The organism is Tateyamaria algicola, assembly GCF_047715485.1.
Classification (GTDB): domain Bacteria; phylum Pseudomonadota; class Alphaproteobacteria; order Rhodobacterales; family Rhodobacteraceae; genus Tateyamaria.
Genome location: NZ_CP180422.1, coordinates 4,084,104 through 4,105,907 on the forward strand (window position 1 = coordinate 4,084,104; position 21,804 = coordinate 4,105,907).

A 21,804-nucleotide genomic window follows, 5' to 3' on the forward strand; every position below is an offset into this window, starting at 1 on the left:
TCACGCCCAACCTTGAAAACACAGAAAAGAAGGATGCCAGATATGCGCGACGCCGTCATCGTCTCCACCGCCCGCACCCCCATCGGTAAGGCCTATCGCGGCGCGTTCAACGCCACCACGCCCCAGGCACTGGCGGCACATGCCATTGAACATGCCGTGTCGCGGGCGGGTGTAGAGGGGGGCGAGGTGCAGGACGTGATCCTCGGCGCCGCGCTCCAGCAGGGGCACACGTCCAGCAACATCGCACGGCAAGCGGCGATCCGCGCCGGGCTGCCGGTGACAGTCGCGGGCATGAGCGTCGATCGCCAATGCGCCAGCGGCATGATGGCAATTGCCGCAGCCTCCAAACAGGTGGTGCAGGACGGCATGGACGTGGTCATCGGCGGCGGCGTCGAAAGTGTGTCCATGGTCCAAACACCCGAGATGCGCGCCCATGGCGATCCCTGGCTCAAGGCGCACAAGCCCGAGATCTACATGACCATGCTGGAAACGGCCGAGACGGTGGCCGTACGCTATGGCGTAAACCGTGAAGAACAGGACCGCTATGCCGTTCAGTCCCAGGCCCGTACGGCCGCTGCGCAAGAGGCGGGCAAGTTCGATGACGAGATTGTGCCGCTAGGCACCGTGATGAAGTTTCAGGATCGCGAGACCAAGGCGATCTCGGAACATGAGGTCACGCTGGACAAGGACGAAGGCAACCGGCCAGGCACGACATATGAGAACGTCGCGGGCCTCAAACCAGTCTTCTCGAACGGAATCCACATCGACCAAGGCGCGTTCATCACGGCTGGAAACGCGTCGCAGCTCAGCGATGGCGCCTCGGCCGCCGTGGTGATGGAGGCGACGCTTGCCGAGAAAAAGGCCTCACCCCCCTGGGGCGGTGCGTCGGAGTGATGGCGGCGGGGTGCGAGCCGGACGAGATGGGCATCGGGCCGGTCTTTGCCGTGCCCAAACTTCTTGAGGCGCATGGGCTGACGATGGACGATATCGGCTTGTGGGAGTTGAACGAGGCCTTTGCGGTGCAGGTGCTTTACTGTCGCGACACGCTGGGTATCCCGGACGACTTGCTGAACGTGAATGGCGGTGCGATTTCCATCGGTCACCCTTACGGCATGTCCGGCGCGCGCATGGTTGGGCATGCGCTGATCGAAGGAAAACGGCGCGGCGCGCGCCATGTCGTGTGCACCATGTGTGTGGGTGGCGGCATGGGGGCGGCTGGCCTGTTCGAGGTGCTTTGATCGTGGCGCCGCTGTCCGATGTCGGAGCCTCCGGCGGGGATTTTTTGGGAACAGAGACTGTAGGACCGATATGCGAGATATGACGTCTGTGCCCGCTTTGCCGATGGCTTTGCAGGGGTTGCGCATTCCGATGATTGCGGCGCCTTTGTTCATCATCTCGGTGCCTGAACTGGTGATTGCGCAATGCAAGGCGGGCATCGTCGGGTCGTTTCCGGCTTTGAATGCGCGCGAGGCGGACGGCGAGCCACCGCTGCTGGATTCATGGCTGACCCAGATCAGCGAAGAGCTGGACCGCCACAATCAGGCCAACCCGGACCATCCCGCAGCACCCTTTGCGGTGAACCAGATCGTGCATCGATCGAATGCCCGGCTGGACCGCGATCTCGAGATTTGTGTGCGCCACAAGGTGCCGATCTGGATCACATCGCTGGGCGCGCGGGTCGAGGTGAACGAGGCCGCCCATTCCTGTGGCGGTGTGGTTCTGCACGACATCATCAACAACACATTCGCGCGCAAGGCGATTTCCAAAGGCGCCGACGGTCTGGTGGCCGTGGCCGCGGGGGCAGGTGGGCATGCGGGCCAGCAATCCCCCTTTGCGCTGATCGGCGAAATCCGCGAATGGTTCGATGGCCCACTGGCCCTGTCTGGCGCCATCGCGACCGGTGAGGCGCTGCTGGCCGCCCGCGCTATGGGGGCTGATTTCGGCTATACCGGCTCGCCCTTCATCGCCACGGACGAGGCCAATGCCCAGGCCGACTACAAGCGCATGATCGTCGACAGCGGGGCCGAGGACATCGTGTACTCCTCGCTTTTCACCGGGGTTTGGGGCAACTACCTGCGCGGCTCTGTCGAAAATGCGGGCATGGACCCCGACAACCTGCCACAAGCGGATGCGTCTTCGATGAACTTCTCCTCCGGGTCCTCCAAACCCAAGGCGTGGAAGACGATCTGGGGATCGGGGCAGGGCATCGGGGCCGTCAAATCCGTAGGCCCGGCAGGCGACATTGTGGATCGCATGGCGCAGGAATACCGCGCGGCTGGCCGCGCATTGGCGCAGGAGTTCAGGGACTGATATGAGCGACACACAATCACTCGATACGCGTGCGGTTGCCGCCTTTCTCAAGAATCGCTTGCCGGGGTTTGACGGCCCCGTAGAGGCGGTGAAGTTCGAAGGGGGCCAGTCGAACCCGACGTTCCTGCTGAAGACTGGGGCGGGCAATTATGTGTTGCGGCGCAAGCCGCCAGGGCAGTTGCTCAAATCCGCGCATGCGGTTGATCGCGAGTTTCGCGTGCAAAGCGCGCTTTACGGCTCTGACGTACCGGTCGCGCGCATGCATGTGCTTTGCGAAGACCCGGATGTGATCGGGTCGGATTTCTACGTGATGGACCACGTGGCGGGCCGTAACTTTAACGAACCGACCATGGATGGCATGACGCCAGAGGGGCGTGGCGCCGTCATTGATGACATGAACCGTGTTCTTGCGGCGTTGCACGAGGTGGATATCGACGCGGTTGGCCTCACGGATTATGGCCCGCCCGGTCACTACCTTGCGCGGCAAGTGGGACGCTGGAGCAAGCAATACCGTGCCTCGCAAACCCAGGATATCCCGGCCATGAACACCCTGATGGACCGGCTGGCTGCCGAGATGCCTGCAGATGATGGGCAGCGCACCCTGGTGCATGGCGACTACCGGATCGACAACATGATCTTTGAGGCCGAGGGCACCAAATGCCTCGCCGTTCTGGATTGGGAGCTGAGCACGATCGGCCACCCCTACGCCGATCTCGCCAGTGTCATCATGCAGTGGCAACTGCCTGCGGGCGCGCAGGGCCGAGGGTTGATGGGCGTGGACCGCGCCGCCCTTGGCCTGCCTTCGGATGAGGCCTTCATCGCCGCCTATTGCGGACGCCGGGGCCTGAGCGGGATTGACGATTTCGGCTACTATCTCGGCTTTTGCTTTTTCCGCATGGCGGCGATCATTCAAGGCGTGCTCAAGCGCGCGCTGGATGGAAACGCCTCCAACCCGGAGCGGGCGATGCAAGTCGGCGCTTTTGTGCCGGTCTTTGCACAGAATGGCTTGAAAGCGCTAGATAGTGATTAAAAACAATAGGTAGGAGGCTGTAGCTAAAGTCGGTTTTCTGCTGCCGATTATGCTCGTAAAGATTGAATTTCCGTAAGCCAGAACGCTTGACATATCCCGTACGTGTGCAACGCTAGCACCATCCCGAACTTGAATTGCGCGATCAACAGCGCACCCGCTTCGGGACCATGTTCTAGGGAGGAACTCATGCGTACATCCATCACGCTTGGCGTGGCCACGGCCCTGACACTGTCTGTCAGCGCATTTGCGGCGACCGCTGACACCGTCAAAATCGCCTTTATCGATCCACTGAGCGGCCCCTTTGCGGGCACCGGTGTGAACGGCCTGCACCAGTATGAATTCGCTGCCGAAGAACTCGTGAACAAGAAAGGTGGCGTGCTGGATGGCGACATGTTCGAAATCGTCGCCTTCGACAACAAGATCAGCCCCAAGGAATCGCTGATCCAGCTTCAGGTCGCCATCGATCAGGGCATTCGCTACATCGCGCAGGGCAACAGTTCTGGCGTGGCCAACGCCCTGACCGAGGCCATCAACAAGCACAATCGCCGCAACCCGGAGGATCGGGTGCTGTTCTTGAACTATTCCGCCGTCGATCCGGCCCTGACCAATGACAAGTGCAACTTCTGGCACTTCCGCTTTGACGCCAATGCCGACATCAAGATGGACGCGCTGACGGATGTGATCGCCAAGGATGACGCGATCAAGAAGGTCTATATCATCGGGCAGGACTATTCCTTTGGTAAGGCCGTTGCCTCGGCTGCGGTGCGTTTCCTGGGCGAAAAGCGACCCGATATCGAGATTGTCGGGAACGAGCTGCATCCCATCGGCAAGGTCAAGGATTTCACGCCCTACAGCCGCAAGATCGTGGCATCGCAAGCGGATGCGATCATCACGGGAAACTGGGGCGCTGATATGCTGGGTCTGGGCAAGTCGGTGTTGGAAAACGGCTATCAGGGTCCGATCTTTACCTACTATGCCGCCGCTGATGGCATCACGGCCGCCTTTGGCGAGACGGGCGATGGATCATTGCGTCTTGTAGCCGAGGGGCAGATCAACCCGCCTGCCAATGATGCCGCTGCCGCCTATTACGAGGCGTTCAAGGCCAAATATCCCGATGGCAATATCAGCCAGGCGCGGATCACCAACGTGATCGAAATGCTGGCCAAGGCCATCAACGAGGCGGGCACGGCCACCGACGTCGTGCCGGTCGCCTACGCGCTGGCGGGGATGGAGCATGAAAACATCTGGGGCGGCACCGTGAAGATGCGCGAGATCGATCATCAGTTGATCCAGGATGTCCATATCCACGCCCATACCGATGACGGCATCACCTTCGACTATGACAATTCCGGCTACGGCGTGAAAGTCGAGGAAACGGTGACGATGGCGGCCATGGACAGCGAAACCAGCTGCAAGATGCGGCGCCCGTAAATGCTTGGGTGCGGCGCGCAACACGGGCCGCACCTTACTTCTTCTGACCCGAAATACCACGGGGGAGCCCGCAAGGGCGGGGGCAGAGCCCCCTGAAAAATCGCGTGGCGCAGCCTCAATTGGATCAAGCAGAGAAGGCCCTAGATGGATCTCATCCTTGTTAACCTGATCGACGGCCTTGTGACGGGCTTGCTCTTGTTCATGCTGTCGGCGGGGCTGACGCTGATCTTCTCCATGATGGGCGTGCTCAACTTTGCCCATGCCAGTTTCTACATGCTGGGGGCCTATTTCGCCTTTCAGATCAGTCTGGCCCTCGGCTTCTGGATGGGGCTGCTGCTTGCGCCGCTGATCGTCGGGGTCATGGGCGCCGGGGTCGAACGGTATGGCCTCAGGCGCGTGCATCAATATGGCCATGTGCCCGAGCTGATCTTTACCTTTGGCCTTGCCCTGCTGATCGAGGAACTGGTGCAATTCATCTGGGGCAAGAACCAGATGCCCTATGCCGCGCCCGAGATCCTGCAATTCACTGCCTTCTCCATCGCGGGCAATTCGATCCCGGCCTACAAGATTTTCATGATCTTCATCTCGGTGGCGATCTTTATCGGCCTTTTGTGGGTACTGACCCGCACGCGCGTTGGCATGATCATCCAGGCGGCCCTGACCTATCCCAAGACGGTCGAGGCACTGGGCCACAACGTGCCCCTGATCTTCATGGGCGTCTTTGGCGTCGGCACGGCCTTGGCCGGTGTGGCGGGGGTAATCGCGGGGCCTGTTCTGGGCACATTCCCGGGCATGGCCTTCGTCCTCGGCTCCATCGTCTTTGTCACCATCGTGATCGGGGGCTTGGGCAGCCTTTGGGGCGCGCTGGTCGCCTCGCTGCTGATCGGCTGGATCACCACCTTTTCCAAGGCCTACAACCTGCGGATGGAGGATGTGCTGACCACGCTGGGTTTCACCAAGCCCGAGAACATCTGGGACAGCCCGTGGCGCGATTTGTGGAGCATCACCAGCCCCCAGATCGCTGACATCCTGCCTTACATCCTGATGGTGTTGATCCTGATTTTCCGCCCCTACGGCCTGTTCGGAAAGCGTGACGCATGAGTGATCAGCTGACTACGGACCCGACCAAACCCGCACAGCGCATGCGGGCCGGATCGCTGAGCATTCCGCTCATCCCCTGGGTCATTGCCGCACTGCTGTTGTGTGTGATGCCTTTCATCTTCACCAACAATTCCGCCATCACGATCATGAACCAGATGGCGATCACCATCATCTTTGCGCTGGCCTACAACATGCTGCTGGGGCAGGGGGGCATGCTGTCCTTCGGCCATGCGGTCTATGCCGGGGTGGGTGGCTTTGCCTGTATGCACATCATCAATTCGGATGATTTCTTTTCCTCCCTACCACTGCCCGTGTTGCCGATCTTTGGCGGTCTGTTCGGCATGGGGCTTGCGATGATTGTGGGCTCATTCTCGACCCGCAAGGCGGGCACGGTATTTGCCATGATCAGCCTTGGCGTGGGTGAGTTGATCGCGGCCTGTTCGGTCATCATCGTTGCGTTCTTCGGGGGTGAGGAAGGCATATCAGGGGATCGCACCTATGGCCTGCCCTTCTTGGGCGTCGAGTTCCTGCAGCAGATCGAGGTCTATTACCTGATCGTGTTCTGGCTGATGCTGTCAGCCGCGCTGATGTACCTCTACTCTCGCACGCCCATGGGGCGCATGGCCAATGCTGTGCGCGACAATCCCGAACGGGCCGAGTTCCTGGGCTATTCCGCGCGCTGGGTGCGGTTTTACAGCTTTGTCGCCTCCGGCTTTTTCGCAGGGATCGCGGGCGCGCTTTTTGCCATCAACTACGAAATCCTGACCGAGGAGAACCTGAACACGACCCAATCCGGTATCATCCTGTTGGTGACGTTCCTGGGGGGTGTCGGTTTCTTCTTTGGCCCGATCCTCGGGGCCATCGTTTTCACGCTGGTGCAGACCGTGCTCAGCCTTCAGACGGAATTGTGGGCCTTCTATCTCGGCATCATTTTCGTGGCGACGGTCATGTTCTTTCCCGGCGGGTTGGCCGGTCTGATCATGATGCACGTACCCGCAATGCGGCTGGGCAAGTTGGGGCGCTTGTGGCTGCCCTATCTCAAGACGCTGGGCGGCGGGGCCATCGGGGCATTTGGGGCGGCCGCACTGATCGAGATGACCTTTCATGTGCGCCATGCCTCGACCGGCGATCACGAGATGACGCTGTTCTGGACCAGCTTTGACAGCCACACGGTACTGCCCTGGATCGTTGCTGGCGCGGTCACGGTTGCAGGCTTTGCCCTTGCCAAAGTCACGGCCCCCGGGCTGGTCGAAGCCTGGAATGAGGCCAACACACCTGACGGGGCCACGCGATGACGGCGGCGCTGGAACTGGACGGGCTCAAGAAGTCCTTTGGCAAGACAGAGATCATTCGCGGTGTCGACCTCTCCATTGCCAAAGGGGAACGCCACGCGGTGATCGGCCCCAATGGCGCGGGCAAGTCGACGCTGTTCAACCTGATCACGGGCCGGTTTCCCCAGACCGAGGGCGCGATCCGCCTGCATGGGCAGGATCTGGCGGGCAAGGCCCCGTTCGAGATCAACCGCATGGGCCTGTCGCGCAGTTTCCAGATCACCAACATCTTTCCCAAAATGAGCGTGTTCGAAAACGTGCGCTGTTCGCTGCTCTGGTCGATGGGCTACCGCTATAACTTCTGGTCGATGGTTGGGCGCAGTCGCGCGCTGACCGACGGGGCCGAAGAGATCCTCGAACAGATCAACCTGACCGCCCGGCGCGATCTGCCCGCCGGTGTGCTCAGCTACGCCGAACAACGCGCGCTCGAGATCGGGATCACCATCGCAGGCGGCGCGGATGTGATCATGCTGGACGAGCCGACGGCGGGGATGAGCCATTCCGAAACTGACTACATCGTCGAGTTGATCCGCACGGTGACAATGGGCAAAACGCTGGTGATGGTCGAACATGATATGGGCGTCGTCTTTGGCCTGGCCGATCAGATCTCGGTGCTGGTCTACGGCGAAATCATCGCCTCGGGCACGCCCGAAGCGGTGCGCGCCGATCCGCGTGTGCAAGAGGCCTATCTTGGCGCCGCGTTGGAGGATCACTGATGCTGGATGTGACGGACCTGCACGCCTATTACGGCAAATCCCATATCCTGCAGGGTGTGAACCTGCGGATCGGCGAGGGGGAAATCGTGGCCCTTCTGGGCCGCAACGGCGTAGGCCGCTCGACCACCTGCAAGGCGGTGATGGGAGAGGTGGAACCGCACGGATCGGTCATGTTCAAGGGGCAGGAGATTGCTGGGCGCAAAGCCTTCGAGGTGGCCAATCTGGGCATCGGGTATGTGCCGGAAAACCGCGACATCTTTCCCGGGCTGACCACACGGCAAAACCTGATCCTGGGGCTGAAGCCGGGGCAAAAGGATGGGGCCGGGCGCTGGTCGATGCAGGACATGTTCGAGATGTTCGAAAACCTCCAGACCCGCGCGGATGTCGAGGCCTCGGTGCTGTCGGGGGGCGAGCAGCAGATGCTGACCATGTGCCGCACGCTTATGGGCGACCCGGATCTGGTGATGATCGACGAACCCACCGAAGGTCTCAGCCCGCAGATGGTGCAGCGTGTGGCGCAACTGCTGCAAGAGATCGCGCGGCGCGGGATTGCAACCCTGCTCGTGGAGCAGAAGCTGTCCATCGCGCTGGATATCGCGCACCGCGTCTATGTGATGGGCCATGGGCAGGTCGTGTTCGAGGGCACGCCGGCCGAGTTGAAAGCGCGCGAGGATGTGCGCAAGGAATGGCTGGAAGTCTGAGGTGCGCGGAGACCGACACGGTCTCCGGCTGTTTTCCGAAGCGGAAAACCGCTCGTGGAAAGCGTGTCGCTTTCCAGCCGGTCTTTGTGTCAAAGACCGCCTTCGTTACAGCGCTGCCGCCTTTTGATAGGCGGGTCGTGCCTCCAGCCGTTCGATGTAGGCGCGCAAGGATGGCAGGTCGGAAAAGTCCAAACCGATGGTGCGCGCGCTCATGACCGCTGATCCGGTCATGATATCGGCCGCGGAAAAGTCTCCCGCCAGATAGTCCCGCCCCTCCAGCGCGTCCTCCACCGCACCCAACATGTGTCCCAACAGCTTCTTGGCCCGCTTGGCATGTACCTCCGACTGCCGTTCAGGCGGCAGGAAGAACGTCTCGACCATGTAGGAATTCACTGGCGGCATCAGCATGCCTTCGGCGTAGTGCAGCCATTGCAGGTAGGCCGGATAGTCAGCGCTGTCCGCGGCGGGGCGAAACCGACCATCGCCATGGCGCGTAATCAGGTATTCGAGGATGGCGCCGCTTTCCATGACCCGCACATCGCCATCCTCAAGCACGGGCACGCGGCCCATCGGGTGGATCGCGCGGAATTCAGGCCCGCGCATGGCCGGATCACCCAAGGCATAGCTGATCAGCTCGTACTCCAACCCCAACTCTTCCAGCATCCACGCTGCGCGCACCGCGCGGCTTTTGGGGGCGAAGTAAAGTTTGAGCATGGGGAACCCTCCTGTTCGCGCCCACGCTATCGCCCCAGGTTTTGCCTTGGCAAGCGGTAGTGGCGCGGTATCGTGCAGGCAGACAACTCACGAGGCGCGCATGGCACTGACACTTGATCCCACCCGGCTGGCGCGTATCCCCACCTGGGCCCAACGATATGTGGACGCGCGCAAATATGCGGGCCTGTCGGTGCTGATCCGGCAAGGGGGAGAAGAGGTGTTTTTCGACGCACAAGGCCTGCGCGATATCAGCGCCGAAACCCCGTTTGCGCGCGGCACGGTGGCCCGCATTTATTCCATGACCAAGCCTGTGACATCGCTGGTGCTGATGATGCTGGTCGAGGAGGGGCGCTTGCATCTGGATGCGCCATTGTCCCGTTTCTTGCCTGAATTCGCGACCCCCCGCGCGCTGGTTCCTGGCGCAACGACATTGTCGGAGACACAGCCCTGCGCGGTGCCCACGCTGCACCAGCTTCTGACCCACCAATCCGGTCTCAGCTATGCGTTCAATCCAGGCCTCGTGCCCGAGGCCATGGATGCGGAAAAGGTGTTCTTTTCGCCCGGTTCACCCGCTTCGGCCGATCAATGCGCTGCATTGGCTCAATTGCCGCTGGCCTTTGCGCCGGGCGCGCGGTGGGAGTACTCGGTCGGGATCGACGTCATTGGCCGCGTGATCGAAGTGGTGACGGGACAGAGCCTGTCAGAGGTGTTTCAGTCCCGCGTGTTTGATCCGTTGGGGATGCGCGAAACGGCCTTCGCCGTCCCCACTCATGCACGCGACCGGTTTGCAGCGCTCTATACGCCATTGGCTGGCAACGCGATGGCCTTGGGCAGTGCCGAAACGGGTGCCGATCCTTTGCGTGAAGTGGATGGTGCGACCCAATCCCCTTTCTGAACCCGACCTGCCTGAGCGGCGGCGGCGGGTTGGTCGGCACCATTGACGACTACATGACCTTCACCGAATGCCTGCGCGCGGGTGGCAAGGGCCTCGTGTCACCCTCCGTCGCCGATTTCATGATGTCCAATCACCTGTCGGGCGACATTGCCAGCCGCGGCCCCTCCAGCTTTGCCGAGCAGCCCATGGAAGGCATGGGCTTTGGCATCGGCGGGGCTGTGGTGATTGATCCGGCGCGCAGCCGCACGCCCAGTTCGGTGGGGGATTTCAGTTGGGGCGGGATGGCGTCCACGTTTTTCTGGATCGACCGGGTGCATGACATCTCTGCTGTGATGTTCACCCAACTCAGCCCCTCGTCGAGCTATCCTGCGCGCGCGGAACTCAAGGCGCTGGTGCATGGCGCGTTGATGTGACAGGCAAGGCCAGCAACAGACGGAGCCTGCAATGACCGACGCACACCAGACATTGATGGACCTGTTGGCTGTGGAGCGGCTTGAGGTGGATTTGTTTCGCGGCACGGGGCAGGGCGGCGAGACGCCCACGCGTATTTTTGGCGGGCAGGTGATCGGGCAGGCGCTGGCGGCGGCCTATCGCACGGTCGAGGACCGGTTGTGCCACAGCCTGCACGCCTATTTCATCCGGCCCGGTGATCCGGCCATTCCCGTGGTCTACCAAGTGGACCGCGCCCGCGATGGTGGCAGTTTCACCACGCGGCGGGTCGTGGCGATCCAGCATGGGCGGCAGATTCTGAACATGTCGGCCTCGTTCCACGTGGCCGAAGAGGGCTGGCACCACCAGCACCCGATGCCCGAGGTCGAGGGCCCGGACGATCTGGCGGACCGCAACACGCTGCGCCAGGGCGTTGTTGATCGCATCCCCGAAAAGTATCACGAGGAATTCCTGCGTCCGCGCCCCATCGACATCCGCGAGGTCGCGCCGCGCGATTTCTTTACGCCCGATCCAGTGGAGGATCGTAGCCACCTGTGGTTCCGCATGGCCGCCGCGCGCGGCATCAGTCCGCAATTGCAGCATTGCCTGCTGGCCTATGCCTCAGACCTGAACCTGCTCGGCACGGCCCTGCGCCCGCATGGGCAGACGTGGTTCACGGGGCGGGTGATGGCCGCCAGCCTTGATCACGCCATGTGGTTTCATGCCCCGGCCGAGTTCTGCGATTGGCACCTCTACACGATGGACAGTCCATGGTCGGGCGGCGGGCGCGGGTTCAATCGCGGGATGATCTATGACCGCAACGGCACCTTGGTGGCGTCGGTGGCGCAGGAGGGGCTGATCCGACCCATCACGCCAAAAAGCTAGCGGTTGCCGTAGATGCGGTTGAGTTTGCGCATACCGCCGATCCAGCGGTCATAGTCGGCCGTCTTGTGGCGCATGTACTCGCGCACATTGGGGTGGGGCAGGACAAGGAACGTCTCCTCGCGGATCGCATCCACACAGGCCTGTGCTGCGTCATCCGGTTCTAACATACCGTCGATGGCGGCCACATGTTCTTCGAACCCATCGGTCATGGCGGTGCGCACAGCCTGTGGGCACAGCACGGACACCTTGATCCCGTCATCGCCGTGGGTCATCGCCAACCATTCGGCCAGTCCAACAGCAGCGTGCTTGGTGACGCCGTAAGGGGCTGACCCGATCTGGTTCAGCAGCCCGGCGGCAGAGGCGGTGTTGAGCAGGTATCCACCGCCGCGCGCAATCATGCGCGGGACAACGTGGCGCGCCGCCCAGACATGGGCCATCACGTTGATCTCCCACAGCTTTTGCCATTCGCCATTCGGAACCTCCATACCGCCTTCGGTCAGGACGCCCGCGTTTGAACAGAACAGGTCAATCGGGCCAAGCGTTTCTTCGACTTGCTCGATCATCGCGGCAATCTGTTCTTCATGTGATACATCCACTGCGAATGCCAAGCCTCTGATTTCGCTGGAGATAGACTGAGCGCCGGCCAAGTCACGATCCACGCAGGCGATAGCTTTGGCGCCTTCAGTCGCGAACGCGGAACACAACGCGCGCCCGATCCCGCTGGCCGCGCCCGTCACGACGATGATCTTGTCCTTGATCTCCATAACGCCACCTGTGGTTCTGCGGTTTGTGCCGCTTTCAGTAAGGGTTACAATTCGATTTGGCGCAAGCCTGACCCTGCGACGAATCCCATTGCGCCGCGCCTGTGGATTCCCGACAGTGCGCAGATGTGATCCATCCAGCGACGGGGGCAAAGATGAGTGGTTCGGCATATGACCCCGGTACGGATGGGGCCAAGATGCAGTTCAAGGATGCGATGTCCTATGGGGACTATCTGCACCTTGATGGTCTGCTGACCAAACAGCATCCGATCAGCGCCGCCCATGACGAGTTGCTGTTCATCATCCAGCACCAGACCAGCGAGTTGTGGATGAAGCTGGCCATTCACGAGATGAATGCCGCCCGCGATGCGCTGATTTCCGGAGATATGAGCCACATGTTCAAGATGCTGGCGCGGGTCAGCCGCATCTTTGAGCAACTCAACAGCGCATGGGACGTTCTGCGCACGATGACGCCCGCCGATTACACGGCCTTTCGCGAGACGCTTGGCCCGTCCTCGGGCTTTCAATCGCACCAGTACCGCCTGATCGAATACATCCTGGGCAATCGGAACCCGAACATGCTCAAGCCACACGCCCATGTGCCCGACCTGCAAGCGGGTCTTGAGGCGGAACTGGCGCGTCCGAGCCTTTATGACGAGGCTGTTGTGTTCCTGTTTGCCGCAACGGGTGGTGGCGCGCCGCCCGCACCGCAACTGCGCACGCCACATGCTGCTGACCCTGCGATCCAGTCCAGGTGGAAACTGGTCTATGAGGATGTGGACACGTATTGGACCCTTTACGAGTTGGGAGAGAAGCTGGTGGACCTTGAGGACTACTTTCGCCGCTGGCGCTTCAACCACGTCACAACGGTCGAACGGATCATCGGGTTCAAGCGCGGCACGGGCGGTACGTCTGGCGTGAGCTATCTGCGCCGCATGCTCGAGGTCGAACTGTTTCCCGAACTCTGGCACCTGCGAGGAGAGCTGTGAGCATGGCACAATACCTGCCCAAGACCGAGATGTTCGATATCCCCGATGGGATCATCTACCTCGACGGCAATTCGCTGGGGCCGCTGCCCAAGGGGGCAGGGGCGCGGGCTACCGAGGTGATCGCACAGGAGTGGGGCCAGCAGCTGATCAAGGCGTGGAACACGGCCGGTTGGATGGCGCTGCCCGCCAAGGTCGGCGATCAGATCGCCGGTCTGATCGGCGCCCCGGCGGGGTCGGTCGCCACGGGTGACACGCTGTCGATCAAGGTCTACCAGGCGCTGGCGGCTGCACTGAAGATGCGTCCGGAGAGGCGCGTGATCCTGTCGGACGACGGCAACTTCCCCAGCGATCTCTACATGGCCGAAGGGCTGATTGGTACTATCGACAAGGGCTATGCCCTGCGCACCCCTGCGCCCGAGGACGTGTTGGGCGCGATCACGGATGAGGTCGCGGTTGTCATGCTGACCCAGGTCGATTACCGCACCGGGCGCATGCACGACATGAATGCGATCACCAAGGCCGCACATGCCGCCGGGGCCGTAATGATCTGGGATCTGGCACATAGTGCGGGTGCGGTGCCGGTGGACCTGACAGCCAGCAATGCCGAATTCGCGGTCGGGTGCAGCTACAAGTATCTCAACGGTGGCCCAGGCGCGCCGGCCTTTATCTATGCGCGTCCCGATATCACGCTTGATCTCGAACCCGCGCTGTCAGGCTGGTTGGGGCATGACGCACCCTTTGCGATGGAGCGTCATTACCGTCCTGCCATGTCGACCGAGCGTTTGCGGGTCGGGACGCCGTCCATCGTGCAACTGGCCATTCTGGAAGAGGCGCTCAAGATCTGGGAAGGCGTGGACATGGCCGAGCTGCGCGCCGCCTCTATCGAGCTGTCCGAACTGTTCATCGCCGAGGTCGAGGCCCGGTGCCCCGCGCTGACGCTTGCCTCACCCCGGGATGCACCCGTGCGCGGCTCGCAAGTCTCGTTCGGGTTCGAGCATGGTTATGCCGCGATGCAGGCGATCATTGACCGCGGCGTCATCGGCGACTTTCGCCAGCCCAATATCATGCGCTTTGGCTTTACGCCGCTCTATCTCGAAAAGGCGCAGATCGTGCGTGCGGCGGAAATCATCGAAGAGGTGATTGGCCAGGAACTCTGGCATGATCCCAAGTACCAGGTTGTGTCACGCGTGACCTGATCCTTTGGCGTCGGGCTGCGCCAATCCCCGTCGCATTTGCACGTCAGCAACTGGTTCCGAGTGGCTTTTGTGCGATTCGAAGTGATTGCTAGACCGTCCTCCTTCCGTTCTCGGATTGGGATGGGCCATGCCTTGGCTCTTCTCTGAGGAAAGGGTCAGAATATTTAAAAGCAACGCCTTAGGGCACGTATTTGAAGTGATTTTCGGCGCGGGGTAACTTTGACTTGCGATTTGTGGAACGTTCCAGTAGTTATTTGTGGAACGTTCCAGTTCCGAGCGAACGTGCGGGGGCAACCATGAACAAAATCGTTCCAGTCGATGAGGCAGTGCGCCGTATTCCGGACGATGCCGTCTTGTCTGTGTCCTCGTCCTCGACCCTTGGATGTCCTGACGCGGTCCTCAAGGCGATAGGCGCGCGGTTTGACGGCGAAGGGCACCCGCGCAACATCACGTCACTGCATCCGATCGCGGCGGGCGATGTCTATGGCGTCAAGGGCATGGACCATATCGCGAAAGACGGCCTGCTGACACGCGTTCTGGCCGGGTCTTATCCTTCAGGTCCGTCGAGTGTGGAGATGCCGGAGATCTGGAAAATGATCGTTGAGAACCGCGTTGCGGCCTACAACGTCCCGTCCGGCATCATGTTCGACATGCACCGCGAGGCGGCAGCGCATCGCCCGGGCGTGTTGACCAAGGTTGGTCTCGACACATTCGTGGACCCGATCCGGCAGGGATGTGCGATGAACGACCTCGGCGCCTACACGCCCATCGTGTCGCGTACCGAATTTGCGGGCGACACCTGGCTGCACTTTCCCAACATCGTGCCCGATGTCGCCATCATTCGCGCCACGACGGCGGATGAACGGGGCAACCTGACATACGAACACGAAGGGGCCTATCTGGGCGGCCTCGAACAGGCGATTTGCGTGCGCAACAATGGCGGCCTCGTCATCGCGCAGGTCAAGCGCGTGACGGCCAAGGGCAGCCTACGGCCCCATGACGTGCGCGTGCCCGGCCATCTGGTCGATTGCGTGGTGATCGACCCGGATCAGAAACAGACGACCGAGACCCTCTATGACCCTGCGATTTCGGGTGAGATCATGCGCCCATGGGACAGTTTCACGGCTGCCGAGATGGGGGTCGAGAAGGTCATCGCGCGCCGTGCGGCGCAAGAGCTGCGCCGCGGCATGACGGCCAACCTCGGCTTTGGGATCAGCGCGATGGTGCCGCGCATCCTGCTGGAAGAAGGGCACCCGGACGCGGTGACCTGGGCCATTGAGCAGGGTGCCGTTGGCGGCGTGCCCCTGACCGGGTTCGCCTTTGGCTGTGCCTCGAATGCGGATGCGTTCATGCCCTCGCCACAACAATTCATCTATTTTCAGGGGGCCGGGTTCGACATGTCCTTCCTGTCCTTTCTCGAGGTCGACACCGAAGGCAATGTGAACGTCTCGAAACTGGGCAAGAAACCCTATCTGACCGCTGGCTGCGGCGGGTTTGTCGATATCACGTCGCGCGCCAGAAACATCGTGTTTTCGGGCTGGTTCGAAGCCGGGGCCAAGATCAACCTGACCGAGGATGGCATCGACATCGCCGCGCCGGGCAAGTTCACCAAGATGGTGGACGAGGTCGAGCATGTCACCTTTTCAGGCCGTCGCGCGCGCGCGCAGGGGCAGAACGTGATCTATGTGACGGAGCGCTGCGTTATCCGTCTGACGGGCAACGGGTTGCTGGCCACCGAGATCATGCCCGGCATCGACCCGCAGGCCCACATTGTCGGCCCGTCACAGGGCCGTGTGCAAGTGGCAGAAAACGCCACGGTCATGCCCAAATCACTGTTGGCCGACAAACCGATGGGGTTGCAGCTGTGAGCGAGGTAACCTGCACATATGTCGGCAACGTGGCGGTTCTGACCCTCAGCAACCCGGCCAAGTTGAACGCGCTGACCACCCAAATGCTGCGCGCGCTCGAGGCTCATCTGATCGACCTTGAACGCAATGACGACGTGCGCGCCGTGATCGTGACCGGTGCGGGCCCCAAGGCGTTTTGCTGTGGTGCGGACATTGCCGAATGGGGTGCGCTTGGCCCTGCGGAGTTTGCCCGCCACTGGGTGCGCGAAGGCCACCGCGTGTTTGATCGTCTGGCGCGGTTTTCCAAACCGACCATTGGCGCCCTCAACGGCCACGCCTTTGGCGGTGGCCTGGAACTCGCCGCCTGTTGCGACATCCGCGTGATCGCACCCCGTGCGACGCTGGCCCTGCCAGAAGCAAAGGTTGGTATCGTTCCGGGCTGGTCTGGTACGCAGCGCCTGACGCGCCTGTTGCCCGAACCAGTGGTCAAGGAACTGGCGCTCTTTGGTTGTCGCATTCCGGCGGACCGCGCCGTTGCATTGGGCTTTGCCGCTGAGGTGGCGGACGACACCTTGGGCGCCGCCAAGGAGATCGCGGGATCCCTGGCCGAGACCTCTCCGCGCGCCAATGAATTGGCCAAGGCGATGATCCATGCCGCTGTTGGCGAAGATCCCGGCGCCGCCATCGAAACGCTGGGCAGCGCGGCCGCCGCGGCCAGTGCAGATCGCGACGAAGGCGTGCAGGCCTTTCTCGAAAAACGCGCCCCCAAATTCAACGGACAGTGACCCATGAAAGACCTCACCATAAATGACGCCATCGCGTTCGACCTGCCGGCGGTCTTTGAGGGCAGGCACCTGATCGCAGGGGAATGGGTCGACAGCGCAGAGACGTTCGAGCGCCGGTCGCCCTCCCACGACATGGTGGTCAGCGTCTCCGTCAAGGGAGACGCGGCTGTGACCGAGCGGGCAATCCGCGCCGCACGCCATGCGTTCGATACCGGGGAATGGAGCCGCCTGTCCGGCAAGGACCGGGCCACGGTTCTGCTCAAGGTCGCGGACCTGATCGAGGCGAATGTGGATCGCATCGCCCTGCAGGAAACACTGGAAAGCGGCAAGCCGATATCGCAATCGCGCGCTGAAGTTGGCGGGGCCGCCGATCTGTGGCGCTATGCTGCGGCGCTGGCGCGCACCATGCACGGCGACAGTCACAACACGCTGGGCGACGATATGCTGGGCGTTGTGCTCAAGGACCCCATCGGCGTTGTGTCCATCATCACGCCGTGGAACTTTCCGTTCTGGATTTTGTCGCAAAAGCTGCCCTTTGCGCTGGCGGCGGGCTGCACCGTGGTTGTGAAACCGTCTGAGATGACGCCGTCTTCGACCGTGATGCTGGGCGAGTTGCTGATCGAGGCGGGCCTGCCGGCCGGTGTGTGCAACATCGTACTGGGATATGGCGCGCCTGTTGGCAGTCTGATGTCAACGCATGATGCCGTGGACATGGTGACGTTCACCGGCTCGACCGCCGTTGGCAAGCTGATCACCCAAGCCGCGTCCCATACACTCAAGAAGGTTGCGCTGGAACTCGGCGGCAAGAACCCGCAAGTGATCTGCCCCGATGCCGATCTGGACAGCGCGGCGGATGCCGTGACCTTCGGTGTCTATTTCAACGTTGGCCAGTGCTGCAACTCGTCCAGCCGGATCATCGTGCACGAGGACATCGCCGAGGCGTTTGTCAAACGCGTGGTCGACCTGTCCCGCCACGTCAAATTCGGCGATCCGCTGAACCCTGACACGCAAGTCGGGGCCATCGTCACGCCAGAGCATACCGCCAAAATCGACGCTTACGTCAAGGCGGCGGTCGCCGACGGGGCCACGCTTGAACTGGGAGGCGGTGCGCTGCCGGTCGGCGGGTTGGGCGCACAATTCTATCAGCCGACCGTCATCAGCAATGTCACACCCGACATGGCCATCGCGCGCGAAGAGGTGTTTGGCCCGGTTCTGGCGGTGCTGACATATCGCACGCTGGACGAGGCTATCGCCCTGACGAATGACAGCGAATACGGGCTTTCCGCAGGTATCTGGAGCGAAAACGTCCACACCTGCCTCGCATTCGCGCGCCGCGCGCAGGCTGGCACGGTTTGGACGAACACCTGGATGGACGGCTACCCCGAGCTTGCCTTTGGCGGGGTCAAGCAATCCGGGCAGGGCCGCGAGATCGGCCGCTACGGTTTCGAAGAATTCCTCGAGGTCAAATCACTGGTCATGCGCGTCGGGCGCAGCCGGACACCTTGGGTACAACATGGCGGCTGACACAGGCGTCAAAACCAGGACACGCAAAATGGGAGGATACCATGCGTTCATTCTTGAAGACGAAGACGGCAATTGCACTTGCACTGTCCGTGACAGCGGGCACTGCGTCTGCTGATGGTCATGGCGGCGTCGAGGTGCTGCACTGGTGGACATCCGGTGGTGAAGCGGCTGCGCTGAATGTGCTGAAGGAAGACCTCGAAGGGCAGGGGATCGGCTGGACCGACATGCCCGTGGCCGGTGGCGGGGGCGAGCAGGCGATGACCGTTCTGCGCGCCCGCGTGACGGCCGGAAATGCGCCTACAGCTGTGCAGGGCCTCGGCTTTGACATCCTCGACTGGGCGAACCAGGGCGCCCTGGCGAACCTGAACGACGTGGCTGCTGCCGAAGGGTGGGACGAGGTCATTCCCGCCGCCCTGCAAGGCTTTGCCAAGGTCGACGGCCAATGGGTGTCCGCACCCGTCAACGTGCATTCGACAAACTGGGTCTGGGCCAACAAGGCCGTGCTGGACGCCAATGGCATCGCGCAGCCCACCACATGGGACGAATTCGTTGCCGCACTCGCCACGTTGGAGGCGGCAGGCATCACGCCGATCGCCCATGGTGGTCAGGCCTGGCAAGAGGCCACTGTGTTCGACAGCATCGCAATGTCGGTGCTGGGGCCGGACGGCTACAAGGCCGCGTTCATCGATCTCGATTCCGAAACCCTTGGCGGCGACGGTATGAAAGAAGCGTTCGAGCGCATGGAAGTGATCCGCGCGAATGTCGACGATAACTTTTCCGGGCGCGACTGGAACCTCGCAACATCCATGGTCATCAACGGTGAGGCCGGTTTCCAGATGATGGGCGACTGGGCCAAGGGTGAATTCATCAATGCGGGCAAAGTCCCGGGCGAGGACTTCCTGTGCTTCCGCTTCCCCGGCACATCCGAACAGGTGACGTTCAACGCCGACCAGTTCATGATGTTTGACCAGGGTGGGGCCGTGTCGCCCGAGCAGGCCGCATTGGCCACGGCAATCCTGTCGCCCTCGTTCCAGTCTGCGTTCAACGTGGTCAAGGGCTCGGTGCCTGCGCGCACAGACGTCTCGGACGAAGCGTTCGATGCCTGCGGCAAGAAAGGCATGGCCGATCTGGCAGCCGCTGCATCCTCGGGCAACCTGTTCGGGTCCATGGCGCATGGTCACGCGAACCCCGCGTCGATCAAGAACGCGATCTACGACGTGGTGACCGCGCATTTCAACGGCGAATACGACAGCGAAACGGCTGTCGCGGAACTCGTCGATGCGGTTGAAATCGCCAAGTAAGCGCTGCGGGGTGGGGCGGCACCTGCCGCTCCACCCCGCGTACCTGCCCCTGTCCAATCAGCCCAAGGAGGGTGCGTGATGGCCATGTCTGCCAACGCGGATTTCAAAACACGGCTGCAGTCATGGCTGCCCAAGCTGGTGCTGTCGCCGTCCTTGGCCATGGTGCTGGTCTTCGTCTACGGCTTCATCCTCTTTTCGGTGTACCTGTCATTCACTGACAGCCGCCTGCTGCCTTCATTCGGCTGGGTGGGATGGGAGAACTACTCAAAACTCTGGCGTCTCAGCCATTGGGAAATCTCGCTGATGAACATGGGCGTCTTTGCCGCGCTCTACATTGGCATCTGCACGATCCTGGGCCTCGGCCTCGCCATCTTCCTCGATCAAAAGATCCGGGGCGAGGGGATGATCCGCACGATCTACCTCTACCCGATGGCACTGAGTTTCATCGTGACGGGCACCGCTTGGAAATGGTTCCTTGACCCCGGAATCGGCCTTGAAAACGTTATGCAAAGCTGGGGGTGGACCAGTTTCGAGTTCGACTGGATCAAGAACCGGGACTATGCGATCTACACCGTCGTTCTGGCCGCCGTCTGGCAAACCAGTGGGTTTGTCATGGCGATGTTCCTGGCCGGACTGCGCGGCATCGACAACGAAATCCTTAAGGCCGCGCAAATGGACGGGGCCTCGAACTTCAGCTTGTACCGGCGCATCATCATCCCGCAACTGCGCCCTGCATTCCTGTCGGCCTTCGTGATCCTGAGCCATCTCGCCATCAAGACATTCGATCTGGTGATCGCCCTGACAGGGGGCGGGCCGGGACGGGCGACGGAACTGCCCGCGACGTTCATGTATTCCTACACGTTCTCACGCAACCAGATGGGGATCGGGGCCGCCTCGGCAACGATCATGCTGATGACGATTGCCGCCATCATGATCCCCTACCTCTATGCCGAACTGCGGGAGAAGAAGTGATGTCAGTTGCATCCCAGGATACCGCCATTCGCACAGGCCGCGTCATGCGCACGCTGATCTACCTTGTGCTGCTGCTGTTTGCACTGTTCTACATGCTGCCGCTTTACGTGATGCTGGTGAATTCGGTCAAACCGCTGGATGAGATCACGGGCGGGGGCATGATGAACCTGCCGCAGGTCTTCACGCTCGAACCATGGGCCAAGGCCTGGTCATCGGCGCAGATCGGGGTAGAGCCGACAGGCCTTGAGCCCTATTTCTGGAATTCGATCAAGATGGTTGTGCCAGCGGTTGCCATCTCCACCGTTCTGGGTGCGCTCAACGGTTATGTGCTGACCAAATGGCGGTTCAAATACGACACGATCCTGTTTGGACTGCTGCTGTTTGCCTGCTTCATTCCATTCCAGATCGTTCTGATCCCCATGGCCAAGATGCTCGGGCTGATGGGGGTGGCGGGAACGACCTGGGGTCTGGTGCTTGTGCACGTGGTCTATGGGATCGGGTTCACGACGCTGTATTTCCGCAACTACTACGCTGTCTTCCCAACCGAACTGGTGCGTGCCGCGCAAATTGACGGGGCCGGGTTCTTCCAGATTTTCTGGCGCATCCTGCTGCCGTCTTCGGGGCCTATCGCGGTTGTGTCGATCATCTGGCAGTTCACCAATATCTGGAACGACTTTCTGTTCGGGGCGTCCTTTGCGGATGCCAACAGCCAGCCGATGACAGTGGCGCTCAACAACCTGGTGCAGGCCAGCCACGGCGTGAAGGAATACAATGTTCATTTCGCCGGCGCGATCCTGGCCGCACTGCCAACTCTCCTCGTTTACATCGTCGCGGGTCGCTATTTCGTGCGCGGTCTGATGGCGGGCTCAGTCAAAGGATAAGACCC

At 61.5% G+C, this 21,804-nt stretch carries 20 protein-coding genes and 1 pseudogene; 19 read left to right on the forward strand and 2 right to left on the reverse strand.

Features of this window, described 5'->3' with window-relative positions; translation table 11 throughout:
- Positions 1–42: 42 nt before the first annotated feature.
- The 8 genes and pseudogenes from ACMHLQ_RS22660 (at position 43) to ACMHLQ_RS22695 (ending at position 8,620) form a co-directional block, all read left to right on the forward strand.
- A pseudogene (locus tag ACMHLQ_RS22660) lies at positions 43–1,238 on the forward strand (acetyl-CoA C-acyltransferase).
- Positions 1,239–1,317: 79 nt separating this feature from the next.
- Positions 1,318–2,310: an NAD(P)H-dependent flavin oxidoreductase gene (locus tag ACMHLQ_RS22665; protein WP_415402924.1), complete on the forward strand. Its 993-nt coding sequence runs from the start codon at positions 1,318–1,320 to the stop codon at positions 2,308–2,310.
- A 1-nt stretch (position 2,311) separates the two neighbouring features.
- Entirely contained in the window at positions 2,312–3,340 is a 1,029-nt protein-coding gene (locus ACMHLQ_RS22670; RefSeq protein WP_415402925.1) for a phosphotransferase family protein, read from the forward strand.
- A gap of 186 nt (positions 3,341–3,526) precedes the next feature.
- On the forward strand, positions 3,527–4,771 hold the full coding sequence (locus ACMHLQ_RS22675) for a branched-chain amino acid ABC transporter substrate-binding protein (RefSeq protein WP_415402926.1): 1,245 nt from the start codon (positions 3,527–3,529) through the stop codon (positions 4,769–4,771).
- Positions 4,772–4,915: 144 nt separating this feature from the next.
- Positions 4,916–5,872 carry a branched-chain amino acid ABC transporter permease gene (locus ACMHLQ_RS22680; RefSeq protein WP_415402927.1) on the forward strand — a complete coding sequence of 319 codons (957 nt, stop codon included), beginning with the start codon at positions 4,916–4,918 and terminating at the stop codon, positions 5,870–5,872.
- Complete coding sequence (locus ACMHLQ_RS22685) at positions 5,869–7,167, forward strand: branched-chain amino acid ABC transporter permease (RefSeq protein WP_415402928.1); 1,299 nt, start codon at positions 5,869–5,871, stop codon at positions 7,165–7,167. The genes ACMHLQ_RS22680 and ACMHLQ_RS22685 overlap by 4 nt, the downstream gene beginning before the upstream one ends.
- Entirely contained in the window at positions 7,164–7,919 is a 756-nt protein-coding gene (locus tag ACMHLQ_RS22690; protein WP_415402929.1) for an ABC transporter ATP-binding protein, read from the forward strand. The genes ACMHLQ_RS22685 and ACMHLQ_RS22690 overlap by 4 nt, the downstream gene beginning before the upstream one ends.
- The gene (locus tag ACMHLQ_RS22695) at positions 7,916–8,620 is read left to right on the forward strand and encodes an ABC transporter ATP-binding protein (RefSeq protein WP_415405338.1); all 705 of its coding nucleotides are present in this window, start codon (positions 7,916–7,918) and stop codon (positions 8,618–8,620) included. The genes ACMHLQ_RS22690 and ACMHLQ_RS22695 overlap by 4 nt, the downstream gene beginning before the upstream one ends.
- 105 nt (positions 8,621–8,725) lie before the next feature.
- Here ACMHLQ_RS22695 and ACMHLQ_RS22700 read toward each other — a convergent pair whose 3' ends face one another.
- The gene (locus tag ACMHLQ_RS22700) at positions 8,726–9,334 is read right to left on the reverse strand and encodes a glutathione S-transferase family protein (RefSeq protein WP_415402930.1); all 609 of its coding nucleotides are present in this window, start codon (positions 9,332–9,334) and stop codon (positions 8,726–8,728) included.
- 100 nt (positions 9,335–9,434) lie between these two features.
- Here ACMHLQ_RS22700 and ACMHLQ_RS22705 point away from each other — a divergent pair, with 100 nt between their 5' ends.
- The 3 genes from ACMHLQ_RS22705 to ACMHLQ_RS22715 are packed head-to-tail and all read left to right on the forward strand — an operon-like array spanning position 9,435 to position 11,543.
- Entirely contained in the window at positions 9,435–10,229 is a 795-nt protein-coding gene (locus ACMHLQ_RS22705) for a serine hydrolase domain-containing protein (RefSeq protein ID WP_415402931.1), read from the forward strand.
- A gap of 53 nt (positions 10,230–10,282) precedes the next feature.
- Positions 10,283–10,642, forward strand: coding sequence for a hypothetical protein (locus ACMHLQ_RS22710; protein WP_415402932.1), 360 nt, complete (start codon positions 10,283–10,285; stop codon positions 10,640–10,642).
- Positions 10,643–10,673: 31 nt separating this feature from the next.
- Positions 10,674–11,543, forward strand: coding sequence for an acyl-CoA thioesterase (locus ACMHLQ_RS22715; RefSeq protein ID WP_415402933.1), 870 nt, complete (start codon positions 10,674–10,676; stop codon positions 11,541–11,543).
- Here the strand turns inward: ACMHLQ_RS22715 and ACMHLQ_RS22720 are convergent.
- Positions 11,540–12,307: an SDR family oxidoreductase gene (locus ACMHLQ_RS22720; RefSeq protein WP_415402934.1), complete on the reverse strand. Its 768-nt coding sequence runs from the start codon at positions 12,305–12,307 to the stop codon at positions 11,540–11,542. The two genes, ACMHLQ_RS22715 and ACMHLQ_RS22720, sit on opposite strands and share 4 nt — an antisense overlap.
- Before the next feature lie 152 nt (positions 12,308–12,459).
- Here ACMHLQ_RS22720 and ACMHLQ_RS22725 point away from each other — a divergent pair, with 152 nt between their 5' ends.
- The 8 genes from ACMHLQ_RS22725 (at position 12,460) to ACMHLQ_RS22760 (ending at position 21,799) form a co-directional block, all read left to right on the forward strand.
- On the forward strand, positions 12,460–13,293 hold the full coding sequence (locus ACMHLQ_RS22725) for a tryptophan 2,3-dioxygenase (RefSeq protein ID WP_415402935.1): 834 nt from the start codon (positions 12,460–12,462) through the stop codon (positions 13,291–13,293).
- 2 nt (positions 13,294–13,295) lie between these two features.
- On the forward strand, positions 13,296–14,489 hold the full coding sequence (gene kynU / locus ACMHLQ_RS22730) for a kynureninase (protein WP_415402936.1): 1,194 nt from the start codon (positions 13,296–13,298) through the stop codon (positions 14,487–14,489).
- Positions 14,490–14,785: 296 nt separating this feature from the next.
- On the forward strand, positions 14,786–16,357 hold the full coding sequence (locus ACMHLQ_RS22735; protein ID WP_415402937.1) for an acyl CoA:acetate/3-ketoacid CoA transferase: 1,572 nt from the start codon (positions 14,786–14,788) through the stop codon (positions 16,355–16,357).
- A complete protein-coding gene (locus ACMHLQ_RS22740; protein ID WP_415402938.1) occupies positions 16,354–17,121 on the forward strand; it encodes an enoyl-CoA hydratase/isomerase family protein in 768 nt (255 codons plus the stop codon). The genes ACMHLQ_RS22735 and ACMHLQ_RS22740 overlap by 4 nt, the downstream gene beginning before the upstream one ends.
- A 3-nt stretch (positions 17,122–17,124) precedes the next feature.
- Positions 17,125–18,645, forward strand: a complete 1,521-nt coding sequence (locus ACMHLQ_RS22745; protein WP_415402939.1) for an aldehyde dehydrogenase family protein — start codon at positions 17,125–17,127, stop codon at positions 18,643–18,645.
- A gap of 41 nt (positions 18,646–18,686) precedes the next feature.
- Entirely contained in the window at positions 18,687–19,946 is a 1,260-nt protein-coding gene (locus ACMHLQ_RS22750) for an ABC transporter substrate-binding protein (protein WP_415402940.1), read from the forward strand.
- An 84-nt stretch (positions 19,947–20,030) separates the two neighbouring features.
- Positions 20,031–20,918 carry a carbohydrate ABC transporter permease gene (locus ACMHLQ_RS22755; protein WP_415405339.1) on the forward strand — a complete coding sequence of 296 codons (888 nt, stop codon included), beginning with the start codon at positions 20,031–20,033 and terminating at the stop codon, positions 20,916–20,918.
- Positions 20,918–21,799 (forward strand): carbohydrate ABC transporter permease, encoded by an 882-nt coding sequence (locus ACMHLQ_RS22760; protein WP_415402941.1) that lies wholly within the window; start codon positions 20,918–20,920, stop codon positions 21,797–21,799. The genes ACMHLQ_RS22755 and ACMHLQ_RS22760 overlap by 1 nt, the downstream gene beginning before the upstream one ends.
- Positions 21,800–21,804 lie beyond the last annotated feature (5 nt).

Coding starts and splice junctions, on each gene's coding strand:
- ACMHLQ_RS22675 (WP_415402926.1), top strand. CDS start 3,527: ATGCGTACATCCATCACGCTTGGCGTGGCCACGGCCCTGACACTGTCT.
- ACMHLQ_RS22700 (WP_415402930.1), bottom strand. CDS start 9,334: ATGCTCAAACTTTACTTCGCCCCCAAAAGCCGCGCGGTGCGCGCAGCG.
- ACMHLQ_RS22670 (WP_415402925.1), top strand. CDS start 2,312: ATGAGCGACACACAATCACTCGATACGCGTGCGGTTGCCGCCTTTCTC.
- ACMHLQ_RS22715 (WP_415402933.1), top strand. CDS start 10,674: ATGACCGACGCACACCAGACATTGATGGACCTGTTGGCTGTGGAGCGG.
- ACMHLQ_RS22685 (WP_415402928.1), top strand. CDS start 5,869: ATGAGTGATCAGCTGACTACGGACCCGACCAAACCCGCACAGCGCATG.
- ACMHLQ_RS22680 (WP_415402927.1), top strand. CDS start 4,916: ATGGATCTCATCCTTGTTAACCTGATCGACGGCCTTGTGACGGGCTTG.
- ACMHLQ_RS22665 (WP_415402924.1), top strand. CDS start 1,318: ATGACGTCTGTGCCCGCTTTGCCGATGGCTTTGCAGGGGTTGCGCATT.
- ACMHLQ_RS22720 (WP_415402934.1), bottom strand. CDS start 12,307: ATGGAGATCAAGGACAAGATCATCGTCGTGACGGGCGCGGCCAGCGGG.
- ACMHLQ_RS22690 (WP_415402929.1), top strand. CDS start 7,164: ATGACGGCGGCGCTGGAACTGGACGGGCTCAAGAAGTCCTTTGGCAAG.
- ACMHLQ_RS22755 (WP_415405339.1), top strand. CDS start 20,031: ATGTCTGCCAACGCGGATTTCAAAACACGGCTGCAGTCATGGCTGCCC.
- kynU (WP_415402936.1), top strand. CDS start 13,296: ATGGCACAATACCTGCCCAAGACCGAGATGTTCGATATCCCCGATGGG.
- ACMHLQ_RS22745 (WP_415402939.1), top strand. CDS start 17,125: ATGAAAGACCTCACCATAAATGACGCCATCGCGTTCGACCTGCCGGCG.
- ACMHLQ_RS22725 (WP_415402935.1), top strand. CDS start 12,460: ATGAGTGGTTCGGCATATGACCCCGGTACGGATGGGGCCAAGATGCAG.
- ACMHLQ_RS22705 (WP_415402931.1), top strand. CDS start 9,435: ATGGCACTGACACTTGATCCCACCCGGCTGGCGCGTATCCCCACCTGG.
- ACMHLQ_RS22750 (WP_415402940.1), top strand. CDS start 18,687: ATGCGTTCATTCTTGAAGACGAAGACGGCAATTGCACTTGCACTGTCC.
- ACMHLQ_RS22735 (WP_415402937.1), top strand. CDS start 14,786: ATGAACAAAATCGTTCCAGTCGATGAGGCAGTGCGCCGTATTCCGGAC.
- ACMHLQ_RS22760 (WP_415402941.1), top strand. CDS start 20,918: ATGTCAGTTGCATCCCAGGATACCGCCATTCGCACAGGCCGCGTCATG.
- ACMHLQ_RS22710 (WP_415402932.1), top strand. CDS start 10,283: ATGACCTTCACCGAATGCCTGCGCGCGGGTGGCAAGGGCCTCGTGTCA.